Below are 17,613 nucleotides of genomic sequence, written 5' to 3' on the forward strand. Positions count from 1 at the left end.
AGTCGGGCCTGGCGAGGGTTCCGTTTTATTACCGTTGTAGACGGCTTCAGACGTGGATGGCCACTTTCAGGGCTTCCAGGGAGGGCGCAGCGGCGATGCCGACTTCGGCGCACAACTCCAGCACCCGTGGCACGTCGTTGCCATAGACCAGCACCACTTGCAGTTCGTCGTCGAGCAACTGGCTGAAATTCATCAAGGTGTAGCCACCGTTTTCCTTGTTCAGGCTGCTCATCTGCACCTGAATGCGATTGAGTGCCGTCAGGGCTTCGGTTTTGGCCAGTTGCTTGGGCTTGATGTTGAACTCAACGCCGGGGCCGAACGAGGCGACGATCTGCGCGAACAGGTCCATGTAGGTGTCGGCCTGGAACAGCACGGTTTCCGGCAGACTGCCGACGACAACCCACTCGCCCAACGGGATCGGAAAGGTGTCGTCGTAGTTGATGTCTGGATTGGCCGCCAGAAAAGCCTCGGGATCGGCGTAGGCCTGAGCCGCTTCGTCAGCGATTTTCAGGATTTCGTCCTCGCCCATGCACCCGGAGCTGATTTTGCTGATGAGTTCGACGAGTGCGGCTTTCATGAGGTGGATCCTGTAGCGAGGGAGTTTTGAGGGCGCGAAGGATAACGCATTCGGAAACGGATTGCGGGACCTGGCAGGAACCTGTGGCGAGGGGGCTTGCTCCCGTTCGGCTGCGAAGCAGTCGTAAATCCGGTGAATGTGGTCTATCTGAATGACCGCGATCGCTGATTTTGGGGCTGCTTCGCAGCCCAGCGGGAGCAAGCTCCCTCGCCACAAAAGCCCGAATCAGGCCAGGAGTTTTTGCAGCTGAGCCGTGGTATCCGCCGCGCCCATGGTCTTGGCCGCGTCCAGCGCAGACACGCCATTGGCGTCCTTGGCTTTCGGATCGGCGCCTTTGCTGATCAGGTAGTCGATGATTTCGACGCGGTTGAACATCGCCGCCATCATCAACGCAGTGCGTCCGTCGAAGGACGAACCTTCCACTTCAGCGCCACCCTCGACCAACGCCTTGACCACTGCCAGATCACCCTTGAATGCCGCGCCGGCAATCGGGCTCTGGCCGTTGTCGTTGCGAATCTCGGGATCGGCCTTGTGTTCGAGCAAAACTTTTACGGTGTCGACATGGCCGTGGTACGCGGCGAGCATCAGTAAAGTGTCGCCCTTGTGGTTGCGCAGGTTCGGCGGCAGGCCCTTGGTCAGCAGCGCAGCCATCATGGCCGCATCGCCCTCGCGCGCTTTGTTGAACACCTGTTCGGCAAATTCAGCAGCCTCTTCGGGGGTCATCTGGCGGCTTTTGTCTGACATTGGGGACTCCACATTCGGTCAATCGGAAAGCCGATAGTTTCCCGAGCAGCCCGGAACCTGTCACTTGTTTTTTCTCATGGACGGTCATAGCGATATTCAATAGCGACCCTTTCAATAGCGATGCCTGCCTCCGTAAATATCCGCCAGCACCTGCTCGGTGACTCGCACGTAGGTTTCGGTGCCCGGCAGCCAGGCATAAATCGGGTCATCGCCGGTTTTGCTCGGGTCGAAGGCTTCGTCCTTGAGCCGGGTCTTCTGGTACTTGAAGGTCCCGGTGGTTTCCATTTTCACTTTCACCCGCAGGAACAGTGGCACCGCATAGGCCGGCATTTGTTGCCTGGCGAACGCCAGCAACTCACTGAAATCCAGGGTCGCCAGGGATTCGGCCGGGGTGATGGCCGCCATCCCCGCCCGCCCGTTGGTGTTGTGGATTTCCACGCCATAGGCCACGGCTTCGGCGATGTGCGGGTGTTGCAACAGGATGTTCTCGACCTCGGTAGTGGAGACGTTTTCGCCCTTCCAGCGGTAGGTGTCGCCCAGGCGATCGACAAATTGCGCATGACCGAAACCGATGTTGCGCAGCAGGTCACCGGTATTGAAGTAGCGGTCGCCCTTCACGAACACATCGTGGAGCACCACTTTTGCGGTCTTCTGTGGATCGGTGTAGCCGTCCAGAGGCGCCTTGTCGTCGATCCTCGCCAACAACAGCCCCTGCTCGCCCTTGGCCACTTTGTGCATGAAGCCGTTGGCATCCCGCGTGGGGGCACCGCTGTCGTGGTCGTACGCCACCAGCTCCCAGGACATCAGGGAAAAGCCAATGGTGTTGTCGAAGTTGAGGATGTTGGTGAAACCAATATTGCCGTCGCTGGCGGCGTACAGCTCGCAGATGTGGTCGACGGCAAATCGCGTCTTGAACTCGTTCCACGCGCCGGGGCGCAGACCATTGCCGATCATCTTCCTCACGCTGTGCCGACTGTCGTCGACGCTGCGCGGTTGATCCACCAGGTAGCGACACAATTCGCCAACGTACCCGAGGGTGGTCGCCCGGTATTTGCGCACGTCGCTCCAGAACTGGCTGGCGCTGAACTTGCGGCGGATGGCAAACCCCGACGCCCCGCTGATCGCCGAGCCCCAGCACACGCAAAGCCCGGTGGCGTGGTACAGCGGCAAGGTGCAATAGACGACGTCCTGCGGCTGCATGTCCAGGGCGATCAGCCCGAAGCTGGCGGAGCTGCGCATCCAGCGGCCGTGTTTGAACACCCCGGCCTTGGGCAACCCGGTAGTGCCCGAGGTGTAGATATAGAAACAAGGGTCGTCGAAAAAAACCTGCCGGCTGCTGACGGGATTGTCACTGGGCGCGTCGCAGCTGGCCGCCATCAGGTTAATGAAGCCATCGGGCGTTTTGCCCGGATCGCGATAAGTGTCTTGATCGGCGACAAACCAGGTGCGCGCCACATCGATGGCCACCCGCTCGCGGACCGCATTGAAGGCCGGAACCAGCTCTTCTCCGACCACAATCCCTACAGGCGCCACCAGATTCAGGCTATGAACCAGGGTATCGCGGGTCTGGGAGGTATTCAGCAAGGCGCTGATCGCACCGACCTTGGCCACCGCCAATATCGTCACCAGCAGTTCCACACGGTTCTCGATAAACACCGTGACCACATCGCCCTTGCCGATGCCTTGGGCAATCAGGTGATGGGCGATGCGATTGGCCCACTGATTGGCCTGTGCATAAGTGAGCATCACGTCGCCCTGCAGCAATGCCGGGCCATCGGGATTGCGCAACGTCGCCTGCTCGAAGCTCCAGCCGAGACCACACGGTTGGGTCGGGTCCTTGACGTTGGCGACTTTCATGCCCTTCACCACGCGGGGGATGGCTTTGGCAATGGAAGGCAGCTTGCGGAGCATCATGCCCCAGGTAATCGTGTCGTGCAGCGTGCGGCTCATGGTTGCTCCCGTTCGATCTTTTTATTGTCGGGTGGCGTTGATTGAGGCCGAAAATACGTCAGGGCTTCTTGAGCTGTACACGCGGTTTTTGCAATGTTTTGTATCCGCGACCGATGCCTTCGCAAAGCGGAACTCCGCCGTTGCGATTGGTTCCATCCAGTTGTCGACGATCTCGCAAAATGCAGGATGCACGATGGCCATTCATGCAAATTGCACGAAAGCCAAAAAATCATAAAAATATAACTTACTGATTTATATGAAATTTTAAAAATATAGGTGCTGGCACAATCACTGCAACTACCCCTCCATGTTGCCCTTCAAGCACAAAATGGAGCTGATAGACATGAGCCTGATCCAGGAAAAATTTTCGTCGCTGTTCTCCAACTTCGAAGTGACCACCCAGCCCCGGCCGGATGGCGGCATTCTGCTGACCCTGCGCAGCCACGACGGTAAAGTCTTCAAACGTTCGATTTCCTACCAGCAATTGCATGCCGGCGATCAGCTGTCATGGGTCATCAGCGCGATTCGCCGTGACGTCGCCGAACAGGCCAGCGAACTGCCGCAGATTTCCATGCTGCAAAGCCAGCAACGGTTCGCACTGCCGACCTATCACTCGGCATAACCCGTCACAGCGCTATAAACGATCAGGCCGTGAGAGCTTTCGCTTCACGGCCTGAGTTGTTTCTACGGCTGATGTTTAAAAGGCAGACGGACTGATCCGCGCAAAACTGTCCACCGTCACATGCCCTGCCAATTCCCCGCCCTCACGAGCCAGGCCACAGGTTGCCATGCCTGCCGTGCGCGCCGCGTCCAGTTCCTGAACGATGTCGGACAGAAACAGAATCTGCGAAGCCTCGATACCAATCGCCTGGGTGATGCGCTCATAGGACTGCGCTTCGCGCTTGGGCCCTGAAGTGGTGTCGAAATAGCCACTGAACAGTGGCGACAGATCCCCCGCCTCCGAACAACCGAAAATCAGTTTTTGCGCCTGAATCGAACCCGAGGAATAAACAAACAGTTGATAGCCTTCCTGATGCCAGCGCTTCAGCGCGTCAACGGCGTCCGGGTAAACGTGGCCCTTCAACTGCCCGGCCTGATACCCCCGCTCCCAGACCATGCCCTGCAACGCCTTGAGCGGCGTGGCCTTGCGGTCTTCGGCGATCCAGCCCAAGAGAATTTCGATGACCCGCTCGACGTCGGCTTGCGGTTCACCGCTGTCACGCCGAACAGCGGCGAGCTGTTCGGCGACGTCAGCACGTTCGGCATTTTCGCGAACGAAGTCCGGCAGGTGTTTGGCCGCGTACGGGAACAACACGTCGAACACAAAACTCACCGCGCTGGTGGTGCCTTCGATATCGGTGAGAATCGCTTTGATCGGCATCGGTTCAGTCCTCAAGACACGGGAAGTGGCTGGCAATGTCATCGCCGGTGAAGTTGGCCACCCAGCCTTCGGGGTTGTTGAACAGGCGGATTGCGACGAAATGCGGGTTTTCACCCATGTCGAACCAGTGCTTTGTGCCGGCTGGCACCGAGATCAGGTCGTTCTTCTCGCAGAGCACGGCGTACACGTAATCGTCGATGTGCAGGGTGAACAAGCCACGGCCAGCGACGAAAAATCGCACTTCGTCTTCGCCATGACGGTGTTCATCGAGGAACTTGGCACGCAACTCGGCTTTTTGCGGGTGATCGCTGTTCAAGCTGACCACGTCGACGGTGATGTAACCGCGCTCGGTCATCAACTTGTCGATTTGCTCCTGGTACGCGGCGATCACTTCTTCCTGGCTAGCGCCAGGCTGGATTTTCGCTGCGGCTTGCCAACGGTCGAAACGCACGCCCTGCTCGGCCAGGGTCGAGGCGATGTCTTCAAAGTGGGTCAGCACCTTGTTCGGAATGTCAGGGCTTGAGACATGGTAAACGGACAGGCTGCTCATCAGGGCAACTCCTTAACAGTTCATGCATTACGGTTAAAGAGCGAGCGCGTCTTCAACTCGCACTCGAACAAAAATTCAAAAGCCTCGATCTGCCGCAGTGCGTCGCTCATGCGCGCGCCCCACGTGTAGAGGCCATGACCGCGAATCAGGTAGCCGACGCAATCAGGGTGGGCGTCGAGCCAAGGCTGCACCTTGGTGGCCAGCCGCGCAATGTCCTGGTCGTTGTCGAAAATCGGCACGCACACCCGGGACTCGTGGGTCGACACGCCGCTGAAGGCCTTTTGCAGTTCGTAGTCTTCGAACTCGATGAAATCTTCCGGCGTCAGGCGCGACAGCACCGTGGCGTTCACTGAATGGGTGTGCAGCACCGCGCCGATCTCCGGACGCCAGCTATAGAGCTGGGTGTGCAACAGGGTTTCGGCGGACGGCTTCTTGCCTGGCTCCAGGCTGTTGCCTGACAAGTCGGTGGCCAGCACATCGTCCGGGCCCAGTTGGCCCTTGTGCTTTCCGGACACGGTCAGCAAGGCTTCGGTCGGCGACAGGCGGGTCGAGTAATTGCTGCTGGTGGCCGGCGACCAGCCGCGGCCATACAGAAAGCGCCCGGCGTCGATGATTTCCTGGGCGAGGTGTTCACGGGTAAGGCTCATGGCCTGTCCTCTTGCATACGTGTGGCAATGATAACGGCAGCGGCAAAGGCTGCGAGGCTGGCAATACTAAAGGTCAATGTGGCGCCGAGGGCATTCCAGCTGTAGCCGGAATACAACGCGCCCAGTGCACCGCCGGTGCCGGCCAGCGCGGCATACAACGCCTGGCCCTGGCCTTGCTGGCGCGCGCCGAAGCTACGTTGCACGAACTGGATGGCAGCGGCGTGAAAGCTGCCGAAGGTGGCGGCGTGCAGCACCTGGGCGAACAGCAACACCCAAAGGAACTCGGCAAACGAGCCGAGCAACAACCAACGCAAAGCCGCCAGCAGGAAACTCGTCAGCAGCACCCGGCGTACCGAGAAGCGCGCGAGAATCTTGCTCATGAACAGAAACATCAAGACTTCGGCGACCACGCCGACCGCCCAGAGCATGCCGATCAGCCCGCGACTGTAACCGAGTCGCTCAAGGTGCAAGGTCAGAAAGGTGTAATACGGCCCGTGACTCATCTGCATCAGCGCCACGCACGCATAAAACGCCAACACCCCGGGGTTGCGCAATTGCTGGAGGAATCCGTCCCCCGCCAACCGTTCACCCTGAACCGGTTGCGCGTTGGGCACCCAGAGACTGCTGACGACGATCCCGGCCATGATCAGCACCAGTGCCACCGGGTAAATGTCGAGGCTGAGCCATTCGAACAATCGGCCCAGCGCCACGACAGTGATGATGAAACCGATGGAGCCCCACAGGCGAATCTGACTGTAACGCGAGGTCTGTCCCCGCAAATGAGCCAGGGTGATGACCTCGAACTGCGGCAACACCGCATGCCAGAAAAACGCGTGCAAGGCCATGACCATCGCCAGCCAGGCGTAGCTTTTGCTGACGAAAATCAGCGAGAAGGTCAGCAAGGTGCAGGCGGCGCCGAAACGCACGATCGCCAGGCGTCGCCCGGTGTAGTCACCGAGCCAGCCCCAGATATTCGGCGCCACGCAGCGCATCAGCATCGGGATCGCCACCAGTTCGCCAATGCGCGCGGCGCTGAAGCCCAGATGATCGAAGTACAGCGCCAGAAACGGCGCTGTCGAACCGAGCAAGGCGAAATAGAACAGGTAGAAGCTGGAAAGCCGCCAGTACGGGAGCGCCGCCACCGTCATCAGACTGCAGCGGCTTTCAGATCAGCCATTAAAGCTGCCCCAACACCGGAGTGCTCACGCGCACATCGGCGTTCTGCCCGCGGTGACGCAGCAAGTGGTCCATCAGCACGATGGCCATCATCGCTTCGGCGATTGGCGTGGCGCGGATGCCGACGCACGGGTCGTGACGGCCCTTGGTGACGACCTCCACCGGGTTGCCATGGATATCGATGGAACGGCCCGGCGTGGTGATGCTCGATGTAGGCTTGAGCGCCAGGTGCGCAACGATCGGCTGACCCGACGAAATGCCACCGAGAATGCCGCCGGCGTTGTTGCTGAGGAAACCTTCCGGGGTCATTTCATCGCGGTGTTCAGTGCCACGCTGGGCGATGCTGGCAAAACCGGCACCGATTTCCACGCCCTTGACCGCGTTGATGCTCATCAGCGCATGGGCCAGTTCGGCGTCGAGGCGGTCGAAGATCGGCTCGCCGAGGCCCGGCATCACGCCTTCGGCGACCACGGTGATCTTCGCGCCGACCGAATCCTGGTCGCGACGCAACTGGTCCATATAGGCTTCCAGCTCCGGCACTTTGTCCGGGTCGGGGCTGAAGAAGGCGTTATCTTCCACCGAATCCCAGGTCTTGAACGGGATTTCGATCGGGCCGAGCTGGCTCATGTAGCCACGAATGACGATGCCCTGGGTGGCCAGGTATTTCTTGGCAATCGCGCCGGCGGCTACGCGCATGGCGGTTTCACGGGCCGAACTGCGACCGCCGCCGCGGTAATCGCGCTCACCGTATTTGTGATGGTAGGTGTAGTCGGCGTGGGCCGGACGGAACAGATCCTTGATCGCCGAGTAGTCCTTGGACTTCTGGTCGGTGTTGCGGATCAACAGGCCGATGGCGCAACCGGTGGTGCGGCCTTCGAACACGCCGGAAAGGATTTCGACTTCGTCGGCTTCCTGGCGCTGGGTGGTGTGGCGGCTGGTGCCGGGCTTGCGGCGGTCCAGGTCGCGCTGCAGGTCCTCAAGGGAGATCTCCAGGCCCGGCGGGCAGCCATCGACAATGGCGACCAACGCCGGACCATGGCTTTCGCCCGCGGTGGTGACAGTGAACAGCTTGCCGTAGGTATTGCCGGACATGCAGGACGCTCCGTGAAATCGAACCTAAAATACGTAATGCGCGCCAGTATACGCAGGCTACCCAAGTAGTTCATCCTCGAACCTTATGGGTGCCTGCGAGTCCAACCGGCACCTTGTTGATGATGGCGTGATGATGCTGCGAGTTCTAGCCTTGAGCCTTACCCTGTTTACCGGTTTTGTACAGGCCTCCGTCCTGCAACGCCCGATCACCCTGGACACCGACAGTGGCGAGCTTTTCGGCTCGCTGTTGCTGCCCAAGTCCGACACGCCGGTACCGGTTGTCCTGATCATTTCCGGCTCCGGCCCTACGGATCGTGACGGAAACAACCCCGACGGCGGGCGCAACGACAGCCTCAAACGGCTGGCCTGGGTGCTGGCCAAACACAACATCGCCAGTGTGCGTTACGACAAACGCGGCGTGGCGGCGAGCCTTGCGGCAACGCCCGATGAACGCAATCTGTCGGTGGAAGCCTACGTGGCCGATGCCGTGGCCTGGGGGCAGAAGCTCAAGGCCGACCCGCGCCTGGGCAAACTGATTTTGCTGGGCCACAGCGAAGGTGCGTTGATTGCCAGCCTGGCGGCGCCAAGTGTCGACGCCGCGGCGGTGATTTCCCTGTCCGGCAGCGCGCGGCCGATCGATCAAGTGCTGCGCCAGCAGTTGAGCAATCGCTTGCCGCCGGCCTTGATGCTGCGCAGCAATGAACTGCTCGACAGCCTCAAGGCCGGCCACACTGACGACAACGTGCCGCCGCAGTTGCAGGTGATTTTCCGCCCCAGCGTGCAGCCGTACCTGATTTCACTGTTCCGCCAGGACCCGGCAGCCGCCTTCGCCAAACTGAAGATGCCGGCACTGATCATTCAGGGCAGCAACGACATCCAGGTCGGCGTGGGTGACGCCAGGGCGCTCAAAGCCGCCAAACCGGACGCCGAACTGGCACTGATCGAAGGCATGAACCACGTCATGCGCATCGTGCCCAACGACGTGAAGCGGCAATTAGCCTCCTATAAAGATCCGCAATTGCCCCTGGCGGCGGAGCTCGGCGCACGAATCCTCGGATTTATTGACGGACTTCGCCCCAGTTAAGCTCCAGTCCTGAAAAAAACGGCCGATAAGCCTTTGTCGCCAGCGCTATGACTGGTGGCAACAGGGCTTGGACAGGATCTCGCCGTTATGACTGATACCCAGACTTCACCCGACTCCACCGCTGAAAAAGACACACCGCCAGCGGTCGAGCTGCCGTGGGCGGACGTCCACGTCGAGCACCACAAAATGCTCCGCCTGGCGCCGTTGCAAACCGACCGTAACACCGGCGGCCGACCGCTGCGCTTTGTCGAATTCGGTTACGCCGAACGCAACAGCAAGGAGCACAGCCTGCTGCGCATGGCCATCAAGCTGCCAGGCCAACGGGTGCGCAAAGAACAGAATTATCTGGATGTGTGGGTCGATCACACCGCCAAACGCGTGCATTTCGCTCCGGAAAGCGGCTTGCAGATAGAGCCGATGAACCGTGGCATCGGGCGCTATATGGCGGCTCAAGGCATCACTTGGGCGAAGAAACGATGGCCCGCCTACACCGTCGACGGCACTGACCTGAACAACAAGGACGCGTTGAACGAAGACACGCGCCTGCGCCGCGACCACTTTCTGCGGGTGCACGGTTTTGACGTGGCCTACGCCGATGCCCAGCATTTGAAGGGCAGCGTCAAAGAGGTGCAGATCGGTGATTTGCTGGGCGACTGGAACAGCGAAAAGCTGCAACAGGTGGAAATCCTCGAAGCCGCGCAGATGCTCCAGCAAGCCGAGCAGAACCTGGCGGAACAGGAAGTCAAACTGAAGAAACACGAAGAAAAGGTCAGCAAGTACAAGCGTGAAGACGCTGGACTGCGTTTTACCATTACCTGTCTGGTGGCGTTTGCGGTGTTTCAGGCGGGGTTGTTGATCTGGATTGCCACGCATCGGTAACCGACATCAAACCCAATTGTGGTGAGGGAGCTTGCTCCCTCACCACAATATTCGGGGTCAGATGCGAGAAGCGAACAGCGCCTGATGATCGCGGCACTGCTCGGCGGTCAGCATGAACACCCCATGCCCACCGCGCTCGAACTCCAGCCAGGCGAAATCGACTTCCGGGTACAACGCCTCGACGTGAACCTGGCTGTTACCCACCTCGACGATCAATAAACCTTTCTCGGTCAGATGATCCGCCGCTTCGGCGAGCATGCGGCGCACCAGATTCAAACCGTCGTCGCCACAGGCCAGGCCCAGCTCGGGTTCGTGTTGATATTCGTCCGGCATGTCGGCGAAATCTTCCGCATCGACGTAAGGCGGGTTCGACACGATCAGGTCGAAACGTTGCCCTGGCAAACCATCGAAACCATCGCCCTGAACGGTGAACACGCGCTCGTCGACACCGTGGCGCTCGATGTTCTGGTTAGCCACTTCCAGTGCTTCGAACGACAGGTCGGCCAAAACCACTTCGGCGTTCTGGAACTCATAGGCACAGGCGATACCGATGCAACCGGAACCGGTGCACAAGTCGAGAATGCGCGCAGGTTCGGCACCCAGCCACGGCTCGAAACGTTTTTCGATCAGCTCGCCAATCGGCGAACGCGGGATCAGCACGCGTTCGTCGACAATGAACGACAAGCCGCAGAACCAGGCTTCGCCCAGCAGGTAAGCGGTCGGAATGCGTTCTTCGATGCGGCGCTTGAGCAGGCGTTGCAGATTGACCAGCTCATCGTCCTCCAGACGGCAGTCCAGATAGCTGTCGGCGATTTCCCACGGCAAGTGCAGCGCACCCAATACCAGTTGACGGGCTTCGTCCCAGGCGTTGTCGGTCCCATGGCCGAAAAACAGATCCTCCCCATGGAAGCGGCTGACGGCCCAACGGATATGGTCACGCAGGGTACGAAGGCGGGAAGTGATCACGGGGTAAACTCCAGAAAAAACGACTGACGATTCTAACAGCCAAAAGGCGCCGCGACGACGCAGGAAAAACACCGGATCAGATGTAGGACTCTTCTATTTTTTCAGCGAGCTATTGAACAGAACGAGTATCTTGACAAGGCTGCGAGCCAGCAACGGCGGTGCCTGCGATGGAAGCGATTCACAGAAGCGCTCAGCCAGAGGACAATGCCGCAAAAGCCCCACCCGAAGGAGCCCCAGAATGTCCGTTCCAAAAACGATGTTTCAACTCAGCGGCCGTGGTTACGCAGCGGCCAATCTGGGTCATGCGACCCTAGTCATCATCGATGCCCAGAAAGAATACCTCAGTGGTCCACTGGCCCTGAGCGGCATGGATGCTGCCGTCGCGAACATCAAACACCTGCTGACCGCTGCCCGTGCAGCCGGTCGGCCAATCGTGCATGTGCGTCACCTCGGCACCGTCGGTGGGCTGTTCGATCCCCAGGGCGAACGCGGTGAGTTCATCCCGGGCCTGGAGCCACAGGGCGACGAAACCGTCATCGGCAAATTGCTGCCAAGCGCGTTTCACGGCACCGAACTGTACGATCGCCTGCAACAACTGGGCTCGCTCGACCTGATCGTTTGCGGTTTCATGAGTCACTCCAGCGTCAGCACCACCGTGCGTGCGGCGAAGAACCTGGGCTTTCGCTGCACTCTGGTGGAAGACGCCTGCGCGACGCGGGATTTGCCTTGCAAGGGCGGGATCCTCAGTGCCGAACACGTTCAGCAGACCGAAATGGCGATCATGGCGGACAACTTCGCCACCCTCGCCCTGACCCGCGACCTGATCTGATCAACCGTCGATGAGCGGCCCAAACCGCCGCTCATCCGCAAAAGCCTCTCATTTGCCGTAATTGCCCTAGCCTCAGGAACATCCCGGTCAACTCCCGGTCGAAGGGCCGATACCCATTGAGGAAGGTCGGAATGAAGTTATCCGATGGTTTTGATGCACGCCGCTTGCGGCCCAAGGGCCAACGCAACTGGCGATTTCGTTTCGGCGCAGCGTTCGCTGCCCTGCTGGCGATGTGCGGTGTATTGCTGGCGATGGCCGGCGCGGCCAGCCTGCTCGGGCGGCCACCGGCGTTGGGCGAGTTGAATGCCAGCCCGCTGGGCTCGTCGATCATTCTGGCGGTGGGCGTGTTCGTGCTGTACCTCGGCGTGTCGCTATGGCGCCGCTGCCGTCGCCGTTCGCGCCAGTCGCGAGAGCTGAACATAGCCCCGCACCTGATGAAAAAACACGACTGAATCAAAGGCCTGGCGTTTTGACGGGCCTCAATTGTTATGGATAGCGCTCCGACTTGGGTAAACTGCCCCCCCTTCGCGGAGGCTGACATGCAAGACGACGATTTTTCCCTGTTCAAAAGCGCGATCCAAGGCGTCAAGCCGATCAAGCACGATCGCGCCGAAACCGGCAAACCCAAGGCCGACCGCGCGCAAATCGCCAAGCTGCGCCAGGCCGCCACTGTGCGCACCGATGCGACCACCGTTGACGGGCTGTCCGATCAGTTTGTGATTGATGTCGGCCCGGAAGACGAGCTGATGTGGGCACGTGACGGTGTTCAGGAAAGCCAGATGCGCAAGCTCAAGATCGGACAGATTCCGTTCGAAGGCAGCCTCGACCTGCATGGCATGAACGTGGAAAAGGCCCGTGAAACCCTCTGGGCGTTTCTGGCCGAAGCAACTAAATTCGAAATCCGCTGCGTGCGCGTCACCCACGGCAAAGCCGTGCGTCTGGACGGCAAGCGGCCGATGATCAAGAGTCACGTCAACACCTGGCTACGTCAGCATCCACAGGTGCTCGGCTTCACCTCGTGCCAGCCGAAACACGGCGGCGCTGGAGCGGTTTACGTGATGCTTAAACGAACCATGATGGAAGGTCGCGACGAGTAAAGCTGTCGCTTCACGCTTGCAGCGCCGTGTTTGCCACCGTACCCTTGCCCTTTGCGTAAAATCCCACAGGTAGTTTCATGTCCCTGGAACAGAATTACACCGCGATTCTCGGCCAATTGGGCGAGGACGTGTCCCGCGAGGGCCTGCTCGACACGCCAAAACGTGCCGCCAAAGCCATGCAGTACCTCTGCCGCGGTTATGAACAGACGCTGGAAGAGGTCACCAACGGTGCCTTGTTCAGCTCCGACAACAGCGAGATGGTGCTGGTCAAGGACATCGAGCTCTACTCGTTGTGCGAGCATCACCTGCTGCCGTTCATCGGCAAGGCGCACGTTGCCTATATTCCGAGCGGCAAGGTACTGGGACTGTCGAAAGTCGCGCGGATCGTCGATATGTACGCCCGCCGCCTGCAGATCCAGGAAAACCTCAGCCGCCAGATCGCCGACGCGGTCCAGCAAGTCACCGGCGCCCTGGGCGTGGCAGTGGTGATCGAGGCCAAGCACATGTGCATGATGATGCGCGGTGTGGAGAAACAGAATTCGACGATGATCACCTCGGTGATGCTCGGTGAGTTCCGCGAAAACGCCGCCACCCGCAGCGAGTTTCTCAGCCTGATCAAGTAACGCGCAGCAAGAAGAAAACCGGCACTGATCGCCGGTTTTTTTTCGCCTGCGAAAAATCAGGTAAGCTGCGCGCCTTCTGTTTGCCCTGAGAGACTTATACCGTGTTCGTCAAAGCGCTTCGTGTCGGCCTCGGCCAACTGATCATCTTCATCGATTTCATCACCCGCCCTGGCAAGAAGCAGCGCCCCGCCGCCGCTCAGGCTCAGGTCGAAGCGGCCGCCAAGGACCTGACGCTGTATCAGTTCCACGCCTGCCCGTTCTGCGTGAAAACCCGTCGCACCCTGCGTCGCCTAAACGTTCCGGTGGCCTTGCGCGATGCCAAGAACAGCGAACAGGATCGCCAGGCCTTGCTGGAGCAAGGCGGCAAGATCAAGGTGCCGTGCCTGCGCATCGAAGAGAATGGCCAGACCACCTGGATGTATGAGTCCAAGGTGATCATTGATTATCTGGATAAGCGGTTTGCTGCGGTCTGACGCTTCTGTGGTGCCGGTATAAACACCGCAAAACCCGAACAAAAATAAACCGGCCAATTGGCCGGTTTATTCGTTTCTACACCCTCCCCCACCAACAGCCTCAGGCTGCTTGCGCCGCCTGGGCCTGACGCACCACCGCTGCCAATCGCTTGAGCCCTTCGTCCAGCCGTGCCGGGTCAATGTGGCTGAAGTTCAGCCGCAGATGGCCGGGGTTGTTATCCGGCTCAGGGAAAAACGGTTCGCCCGGCATGAACGCCACATCTGCTGCCAGCGCCGCTTTGAGCAGCGTGCGGGTATCCAGCGGCAGCTTGAGCGTCAGCCAGAAAAACAGCCCCCCCTGCGGCACGTTCCAATCCGCCAGATCGGAAAAATGCCTTTCAAGTGCCGACTGGAACGCATCCCGACGAACCCGGTAGAAGTCCCGCAACTCGCCCAAGTGCTGCTGGTATTTTTCAGTACCGATCCATTGCAGCGCTTGCCATTGCCCGATGCGGTTGGTGTGCAGATCGGCCGATTGCTTGAGCCGCAGCAAATGCGGGAACAGGTCCGGACTGGCAATCAAATAACCAACCCGCAGGCCCGGCAGCAGCGTTTTCGACACGGTGCCGGTGTAGATCCAACTGGCCTTGGTCAAGCGGCTGACGATCGGCGTGGCACTGCCGCCGTCGAAGGTCAGCTCACGGTACGGTTCGTCTTCGATCAGGGTCACGCCGAACTCGTCGAGTAACGCCGCCACCGCATCGCGCTTGGCTTCGCTGTAGCGCACCGCCGACGGATTCTGAAACGTCGGGATCAAGTAGATGAACGCTGGCTTGTGATGTTCCAGACGGCTGCGCAGTTGCGCCAGGTTCGGGCCATCAGCCTCCAGCGGGACGGTGATGCAGTCGGCGCCAAACAGCTGAAAAATCTGCAACGCTGCCAGATAGGTCGGCGCTTCAAGCAGGATTTCGGTGCCTTTGTCGATGTGGAGCTTGGCCGCCAGATCGAGGGTTTGTTGCGAACCGCTGACCACCAGCACCTGACTCGCCTCACACGGCACGCCCAACGCCCGGGCTTCGGCCGCCAACGCTTCACGCAGTGCCGGCTCGCCTTCGCTCATCCCGTATTGGCCCATGGACAGCGGCATCTGCGCCCATTCGACTTTCGGCAGCATGGCTTCGGCCGGCAAACCGCCGGCGAACGACATCACTTCCGGGCGCTGGGCGGCGGCGAGGATTTCACGGATCAAAGAACTTTTAAGGCGCGAGACACGTTCGGAAAAAGCCATGGGGTCACCGGTAGCGGGGCCTGAGGAAAATGAGTCAAACTGATTGACCGAAATTACGACAGAACGAGCGGATACGTCAACATGCTTGACCTTAAAAACCCCACCACCCAGCAACAAGCCATGGAAGCGTTCTTCTTCGGCTATCAGGCCTTCACCGCCAAGGCTGATGAAATGCTCGAGCGTCGCGGCTTGAGCCGGGTGCATCAGCGCATCGTGTTTTTCATCGCGCGTTATCCGAACCTGAGCGTCAAGGAGTTACTGGCGCTGCTCGGCGTGACCAAGCAGGCGCTGAACATTCCGCTGCGGCAGTTGGTGGAAATGCATTTGGTGAACAGCGTCGCGTCCCTGACCGACAAGCGTAAGCGGCTGCTGGAACTGACTGTGGAAGGCGCGCGGTTCGAGCAGTCGTTGCGGCGCGAGCAGGTGAAATTGCTCGAGCGGGTGTTTGCCGAAGCTGGGGAGACGGCGGTGAATGGGTGGTTGGCGGTGAATCAGGCATTGGGGGAAGTAACCAGAGTTGATCGGAACGACACCTGACTGTGGCGAGGGAGCTTGCTCCCGTTCGGCTGCGCAGCAGTCGCAAAGAACGATAACGCCGGTATGCCTGAAAAATTGCCACCGCCTGAGTCGGGCCGCTGCGCGCCCCAGCGGGAGCAAGCTCCCTCGCCACAAACAGCTCGCTACACATCACATTTCATATCTATATACCCCGCCTGCCATTTTTTTCGTCTACAAAATCAAAAACATTATTTGCTTTATTTGTATACAAAAGCATAATTCGCTTCGTGCGAGTTCCTGACCATCAGGTCAACAAATTCGCAAGTACCTCAAAGGGTCGCTGCCACCCTCATGGGTCCGGCCCTGGAAATAACAATAAAACTCTTGAGGAGTACTCGCTGTGGAAAGCCGCAAATCCGAAGCCTCGACGCTGGAACTCTCGCCGCCGTTACGCAATGGCTGGCTGGAGCGCATCTTCAAACTCAGCTTGCACGGCACCACGGTGAAGACCGAGCTGATCGCCGGTCTGACAACCTTCATCACCATGGCCTACATCATCTTCGTCAACCCCAACATCATGGCCGATGCCGGGATCGATCACGGTGCCGCGTTCGTGGCCACCTGCATCGCCGCCGCGCTGGGTTGCCTGTTGATGGGCCTGTACGCCAACTGGCCGGTGGGCCTGGCGCCGGGCATGGGCCTGAACGCGTTCTTCACCTACACCGTGGTCGGCACCATGGGCTACAACTGGGAAACCGCTCTCGGCGCGGTGTTCGTGTCCGGCGTGTTGTTCATGTTCCTGACCTTTTCCCGGATTCGTGAATGGCTGCTCAATAGCATTCCGGTGAGCCTGCGCTTCGCCATGGGTGCGGGTGTGGGCCTGTTTCTGGGGCTGATCGGCCTGAAAACCTCGGGCATCGTCGTCGATAGCCCGGCCACCCTGATCAAGCTCGGCTCCCTGCGCGAGCCCGGCCCACTGCTGGCTGCCATCTGCTTCCTGATGATCGCCGTGCTCAGCTACCACAAAGTGTTCGGCGCGATCCTCATCAGCATCATCACCGTGACCCTGGCCGGCTGGGGCCTGGGCCTGGTGCACTACGAGGGCATCATGTCGGCCCCGCCAAGCCTGGCACCGACCTGGATGGCCATGAACATCGCCGGCGTGTTCAACGTCAGCATGATCAGCGTGGTGCTGGCCTTCCTCTTTGTGCACATGTTCGACACCGCCGGCACCTTGATGGGCGTCGCCCAGCGCGCCAACCTGGTGAACGCTGACGGCCGGATCGAAAACCTGTCCCGTGCCATGAAAGCCGACAGTGCCTCCAGTGTTTTCGGGGCGGTGGTGGGTGTTCCGCCGGTCACCAGTTACGTGGAAAGTGCCGCTGGCGTAGCGGCGGGTGGTCGGACTGGTCTTACCGCCGTGACCGTAGGTGTGCTATTTATTGCCGCAATGTTTTTCGCACCGCTGGCTGGCATGATCCCCGCTTATGCAACCGCCGGTGCGCTGATTTATGTAGCGATGCTGATGATGGGCGGCATGGCGCACATCGAATGGGACGAAGCGACCGACAGCATTCCGGCGATCGTCACCGCGATCATGATGCCGCTGACCTTCTCGGTCGCCGACGGCATCGCGCTGGGCTTCATCACTTACGTGGTGCTGAAGGCCGGTACCGGTAAGTACAAGGAAATATCCGTCAGCCTGTGGGTGCTCTGCGCGATCTTCATCGCCAAGTTCATCTTCTTGTAAGCGTCACGCGGTACGCGTTTCAAACCAGCC

At 59.8% G+C, this 17,613-nt stretch carries 20 protein-coding genes; 10 read left to right on the forward strand and 10 right to left on the reverse strand.

Annotated features, from left to right (window positions below):
* Nucleotides 1–46: 46 nt before the first annotated feature.
* The 3 genes from LOY28_RS20760 to LOY28_RS20770 form a co-directional block, all read right to left on the reverse strand.
* Entirely contained in the window at nucleotides 47–577 is a 531-nt protein-coding gene (locus LOY28_RS20760) for a hypothetical protein (RefSeq protein WP_007940803.1), read from the reverse strand.
* 225 nt (nucleotides 578–802) lie between these two features.
* A complete protein-coding gene (locus tag LOY28_RS20765) occupies nucleotides 803–1,321 on the reverse strand; it encodes an ankyrin repeat domain-containing protein (RefSeq protein WP_019648228.1) in 519 nt (172 codons plus the stop codon).
* Nucleotides 1,322–1,432: 111 nt separating this feature from the next.
* On the reverse strand, nucleotides 1,433–3,271 hold the full coding sequence (locus LOY28_RS20770; RefSeq protein ID WP_258612476.1) for a long-chain-acyl-CoA synthetase: 1,839 nt from the start codon (nucleotides 3,269–3,271) through the stop codon (nucleotides 1,433–1,435).
* A 343-nt stretch (nucleotides 3,272–3,614) separates the two neighbouring features.
* Between LOY28_RS20770 and LOY28_RS20775 the strand changes: the two genes are divergently transcribed.
* Nucleotides 3,615–3,893, forward strand: coding sequence for a DUF3509 domain-containing protein (locus LOY28_RS20775; protein WP_018925205.1), 279 nt, complete (start codon nucleotides 3,615–3,617; stop codon nucleotides 3,891–3,893).
* A gap of 75 nt (nucleotides 3,894–3,968) precedes the next feature.
* On the opposite strand, the gene mtnC is transcribed toward LOY28_RS20775, so the two are convergent.
* The 5 genes from mtnC to aroC are packed head-to-tail and all read right to left on the reverse strand — an operon-like array spanning nucleotide 3,969 to nucleotide 8,117.
* On the reverse strand, nucleotides 3,969–4,652 hold the full coding sequence (gene mtnC / locus LOY28_RS20780) for an acireductone synthase (RefSeq protein WP_258612477.1): 684 nt from the start codon (nucleotides 4,650–4,652) through the stop codon (nucleotides 3,969–3,971).
* Nucleotides 4,653–4,656: 4 nt separating this feature from the next.
* On the reverse strand, nucleotides 4,657–5,202 hold the full coding sequence (locus tag LOY28_RS20785; protein ID WP_018925203.1) for an acireductone dioxygenase: 546 nt from the start codon (nucleotides 5,200–5,202) through the stop codon (nucleotides 4,657–4,659).
* 20 nt (nucleotides 5,203–5,222) lie between these two features.
* Nucleotides 5,223–5,849, reverse strand: coding sequence for a methylthioribulose 1-phosphate dehydratase (locus LOY28_RS20790; RefSeq protein ID WP_258612478.1), 627 nt, complete (start codon nucleotides 5,847–5,849; stop codon nucleotides 5,223–5,225).
* On the reverse strand, nucleotides 5,846–6,997 hold the full coding sequence (locus LOY28_RS20795; protein WP_018925201.1) for an MFS transporter: 1,152 nt from the start codon (nucleotides 6,995–6,997) through the stop codon (nucleotides 5,846–5,848). The genes LOY28_RS20790 and LOY28_RS20795 overlap by 4 nt, the downstream gene beginning before the upstream one ends.
* A 28-nt stretch (nucleotides 6,998–7,025) precedes the next feature.
* Nucleotides 7,026–8,117 (reverse strand): chorismate synthase, encoded by a 1,092-nt coding sequence (gene aroC / locus LOY28_RS20800; RefSeq protein ID WP_018925200.1) that lies wholly within the window; start codon nucleotides 8,115–8,117, stop codon nucleotides 7,026–7,028.
* A gap of 85 nt (nucleotides 8,118–8,202) precedes the next feature.
* Here aroC and LOY28_RS20805 point away from each other — a divergent pair, with 85 nt between their 5' ends.
* A complete protein-coding gene (locus LOY28_RS20805; protein WP_018925199.1) occupies nucleotides 8,203–9,201 on the forward strand; it encodes an alpha/beta hydrolase in 999 nt (332 codons plus the stop codon).
* Between the two features lie 87 nt (nucleotides 9,202–9,288).
* Nucleotides 9,289–10,080 (forward strand): hypothetical protein, encoded by a 792-nt coding sequence (locus tag LOY28_RS20810; protein ID WP_018925198.1) that lies wholly within the window; start codon nucleotides 9,289–9,291, stop codon nucleotides 10,078–10,080.
* A gap of 57 nt (nucleotides 10,081–10,137) precedes the next feature.
* Here LOY28_RS20810 and prmB read toward each other — a convergent pair whose 3' ends face one another.
* Nucleotides 10,138–11,046 carry a 50S ribosomal protein L3 N(5)-glutamine methyltransferase gene (gene prmB / locus LOY28_RS20815; RefSeq protein WP_018925197.1) on the reverse strand — a complete coding sequence of 303 codons (909 nt, stop codon included), beginning with the start codon at nucleotides 11,044–11,046 and terminating at the stop codon, nucleotides 10,138–10,140.
* A gap of 238 nt (nucleotides 11,047–11,284) precedes the next feature.
* Here prmB and LOY28_RS20820 point away from each other — a divergent pair, with 238 nt between their 5' ends.
* From LOY28_RS20820 to LOY28_RS20840, 5 genes are all read left to right on the forward strand, one after another.
* Nucleotides 11,285–11,875 carry a cysteine hydrolase family protein gene (locus LOY28_RS20820; protein WP_018925196.1) on the forward strand — a complete coding sequence of 197 codons (591 nt, stop codon included), beginning with the start codon at nucleotides 11,285–11,287 and terminating at the stop codon, nucleotides 11,873–11,875.
* Between the two features lie 131 nt (nucleotides 11,876–12,006).
* Nucleotides 12,007–12,327 (forward strand): hypothetical protein, encoded by a 321-nt coding sequence (locus tag LOY28_RS20825; protein WP_018925195.1) that lies wholly within the window; start codon nucleotides 12,007–12,009, stop codon nucleotides 12,325–12,327.
* A gap of 87 nt (nucleotides 12,328–12,414) precedes the next feature.
* Nucleotides 12,415–12,972: a Smr/MutS family protein gene (locus LOY28_RS20830; RefSeq protein ID WP_008005647.1), complete on the forward strand. Its 558-nt coding sequence runs from the start codon at nucleotides 12,415–12,417 to the stop codon at nucleotides 12,970–12,972.
* Between the two features lie 77 nt (nucleotides 12,973–13,049).
* A complete protein-coding gene (folE, locus tag LOY28_RS20835; RefSeq protein ID WP_007988130.1) occupies nucleotides 13,050–13,595 on the forward strand; it encodes a GTP cyclohydrolase I FolE in 546 nt (181 codons plus the stop codon).
* 101 nt (nucleotides 13,596–13,696) lie between these two features.
* Nucleotides 13,697–14,068 carry a glutathione S-transferase N-terminal domain-containing protein gene (locus tag LOY28_RS20840; protein WP_105339707.1) on the forward strand — a complete coding sequence of 124 codons (372 nt, stop codon included), beginning with the start codon at nucleotides 13,697–13,699 and terminating at the stop codon, nucleotides 14,066–14,068.
* Nucleotides 14,069–14,168: 100 nt separating this feature from the next.
* Here the strand turns inward: LOY28_RS20840 and LOY28_RS20845 are convergent, their stop codons facing one another.
* Complete coding sequence (locus LOY28_RS20845; protein WP_258612479.1) at nucleotides 14,169–15,335, reverse strand: PLP-dependent aminotransferase family protein; 1,167 nt, start codon at nucleotides 15,333–15,335, stop codon at nucleotides 14,169–14,171.
* An 81-nt stretch (nucleotides 15,336–15,416) separates the two neighbouring features.
* Here LOY28_RS20845 and LOY28_RS20850 point away from each other — a divergent pair, with 81 nt between their 5' ends.
* Both LOY28_RS20850 and LOY28_RS20855 read left to right on the forward strand, forming a co-directional pair.
* Nucleotides 15,417–15,872: a MarR family winged helix-turn-helix transcriptional regulator gene (locus LOY28_RS20850; protein WP_258612480.1), complete on the forward strand. Its 456-nt coding sequence runs from the start codon at nucleotides 15,417–15,419 to the stop codon at nucleotides 15,870–15,872.
* Nucleotides 15,873–16,233: 361 nt separating this feature from the next.
* Nucleotides 16,234–17,583, forward strand: coding sequence for an NCS2 family permease (locus tag LOY28_RS20855; RefSeq protein ID WP_018925191.1), 1,350 nt, complete (start codon nucleotides 16,234–16,236; stop codon nucleotides 17,581–17,583).
* Nucleotides 17,584–17,613: the final 30 nt, after the last annotated feature.

It is taken from the genome of Pseudomonas sp. B21-017, assembly GCF_024749245.1.
Lineage (GTDB): Bacteria > Pseudomonadota > Gammaproteobacteria > Pseudomonadales > Pseudomonadaceae > Aquipseudomonas.

Excerpts from the sequence above, each read along its gene's own strand:
- LOY28_RS20845 (WP_258612479.1), bottom strand. The coding sequence starts at position 15,335 with ATGGCTTTTTCCGAACGTGTCTCGCGCCTTAAAAGTTCTTTGATCCGT.
- LOY28_RS20825 (WP_018925195.1), top strand. The coding sequence starts at position 12,007 with ATGAAGTTATCCGATGGTTTTGATGCACGCCGCTTGCGGCCCAAGGGC.
- folE (WP_007988130.1), top strand. The coding sequence starts at position 13,050 with ATGTCCCTGGAACAGAATTACACCGCGATTCTCGGCCAATTGGGCGAG.
- aroC (WP_018925200.1), bottom strand. The coding sequence starts at position 8,117 with ATGTCCGGCAATACCTACGGCAAGCTGTTCACTGTCACCACCGCGGGC.
- LOY28_RS20830 (WP_008005647.1), top strand. The coding sequence starts at position 12,415 with ATGCAAGACGACGATTTTTCCCTGTTCAAAAGCGCGATCCAAGGCGTC.
- LOY28_RS20775 (WP_018925205.1), top strand. The coding sequence starts at position 3,615 with ATGAGCCTGATCCAGGAAAAATTTTCGTCGCTGTTCTCCAACTTCGAA.
- LOY28_RS20795 (WP_018925201.1), bottom strand. The coding sequence starts at position 6,997 with ATGACGGTGGCGGCGCTCCCGTACTGGCGGCTTTCCAGCTTCTACCTG.
- LOY28_RS20850 (WP_258612480.1), top strand. The coding sequence starts at position 15,417 with ATGCTTGACCTTAAAAACCCCACCACCCAGCAACAAGCCATGGAAGCG.
- LOY28_RS20785 (WP_018925203.1), bottom strand. The coding sequence starts at position 5,202 with ATGAGCAGCCTGTCCGTTTACCATGTCTCAAGCCCTGACATTCCGAAC.
- LOY28_RS20805 (WP_018925199.1), top strand. The coding sequence starts at position 8,203 with ATGGGTGCCTGCGAGTCCAACCGGCACCTTGTTGATGATGGCGTGATG.
- mtnC (WP_258612477.1), bottom strand. The coding sequence starts at position 4,652 with ATGCCGATCAAAGCGATTCTCACCGATATCGAAGGCACCACCAGCGCG.
- LOY28_RS20760 (WP_007940803.1), bottom strand. The coding sequence starts at position 577 with ATGAAAGCCGCACTCGTCGAACTCATCAGCAAAATCAGCTCCGGGTGC.
- LOY28_RS20765 (WP_019648228.1), bottom strand. The coding sequence starts at position 1,321 with ATGTCAGACAAAAGCCGCCAGATGACCCCCGAAGAGGCTGCTGAATTT.
- LOY28_RS20810 (WP_018925198.1), top strand. The coding sequence starts at position 9,289 with ATGACTGATACCCAGACTTCACCCGACTCCACCGCTGAAAAAGACACA.
- LOY28_RS20770 (WP_258612476.1), bottom strand. The coding sequence starts at position 3,271 with ATGAGCCGCACGCTGCACGACACGATTACCTGGGGCATGATGCTCCGC.
- LOY28_RS20820 (WP_018925196.1), top strand. The coding sequence starts at position 11,285 with ATGTCCGTTCCAAAAACGATGTTTCAACTCAGCGGCCGTGGTTACGCA.
- LOY28_RS20790 (WP_258612478.1), bottom strand. The coding sequence starts at position 5,849 with ATGAGCCTTACCCGTGAACACCTCGCCCAGGAAATCATCGACGCCGGG.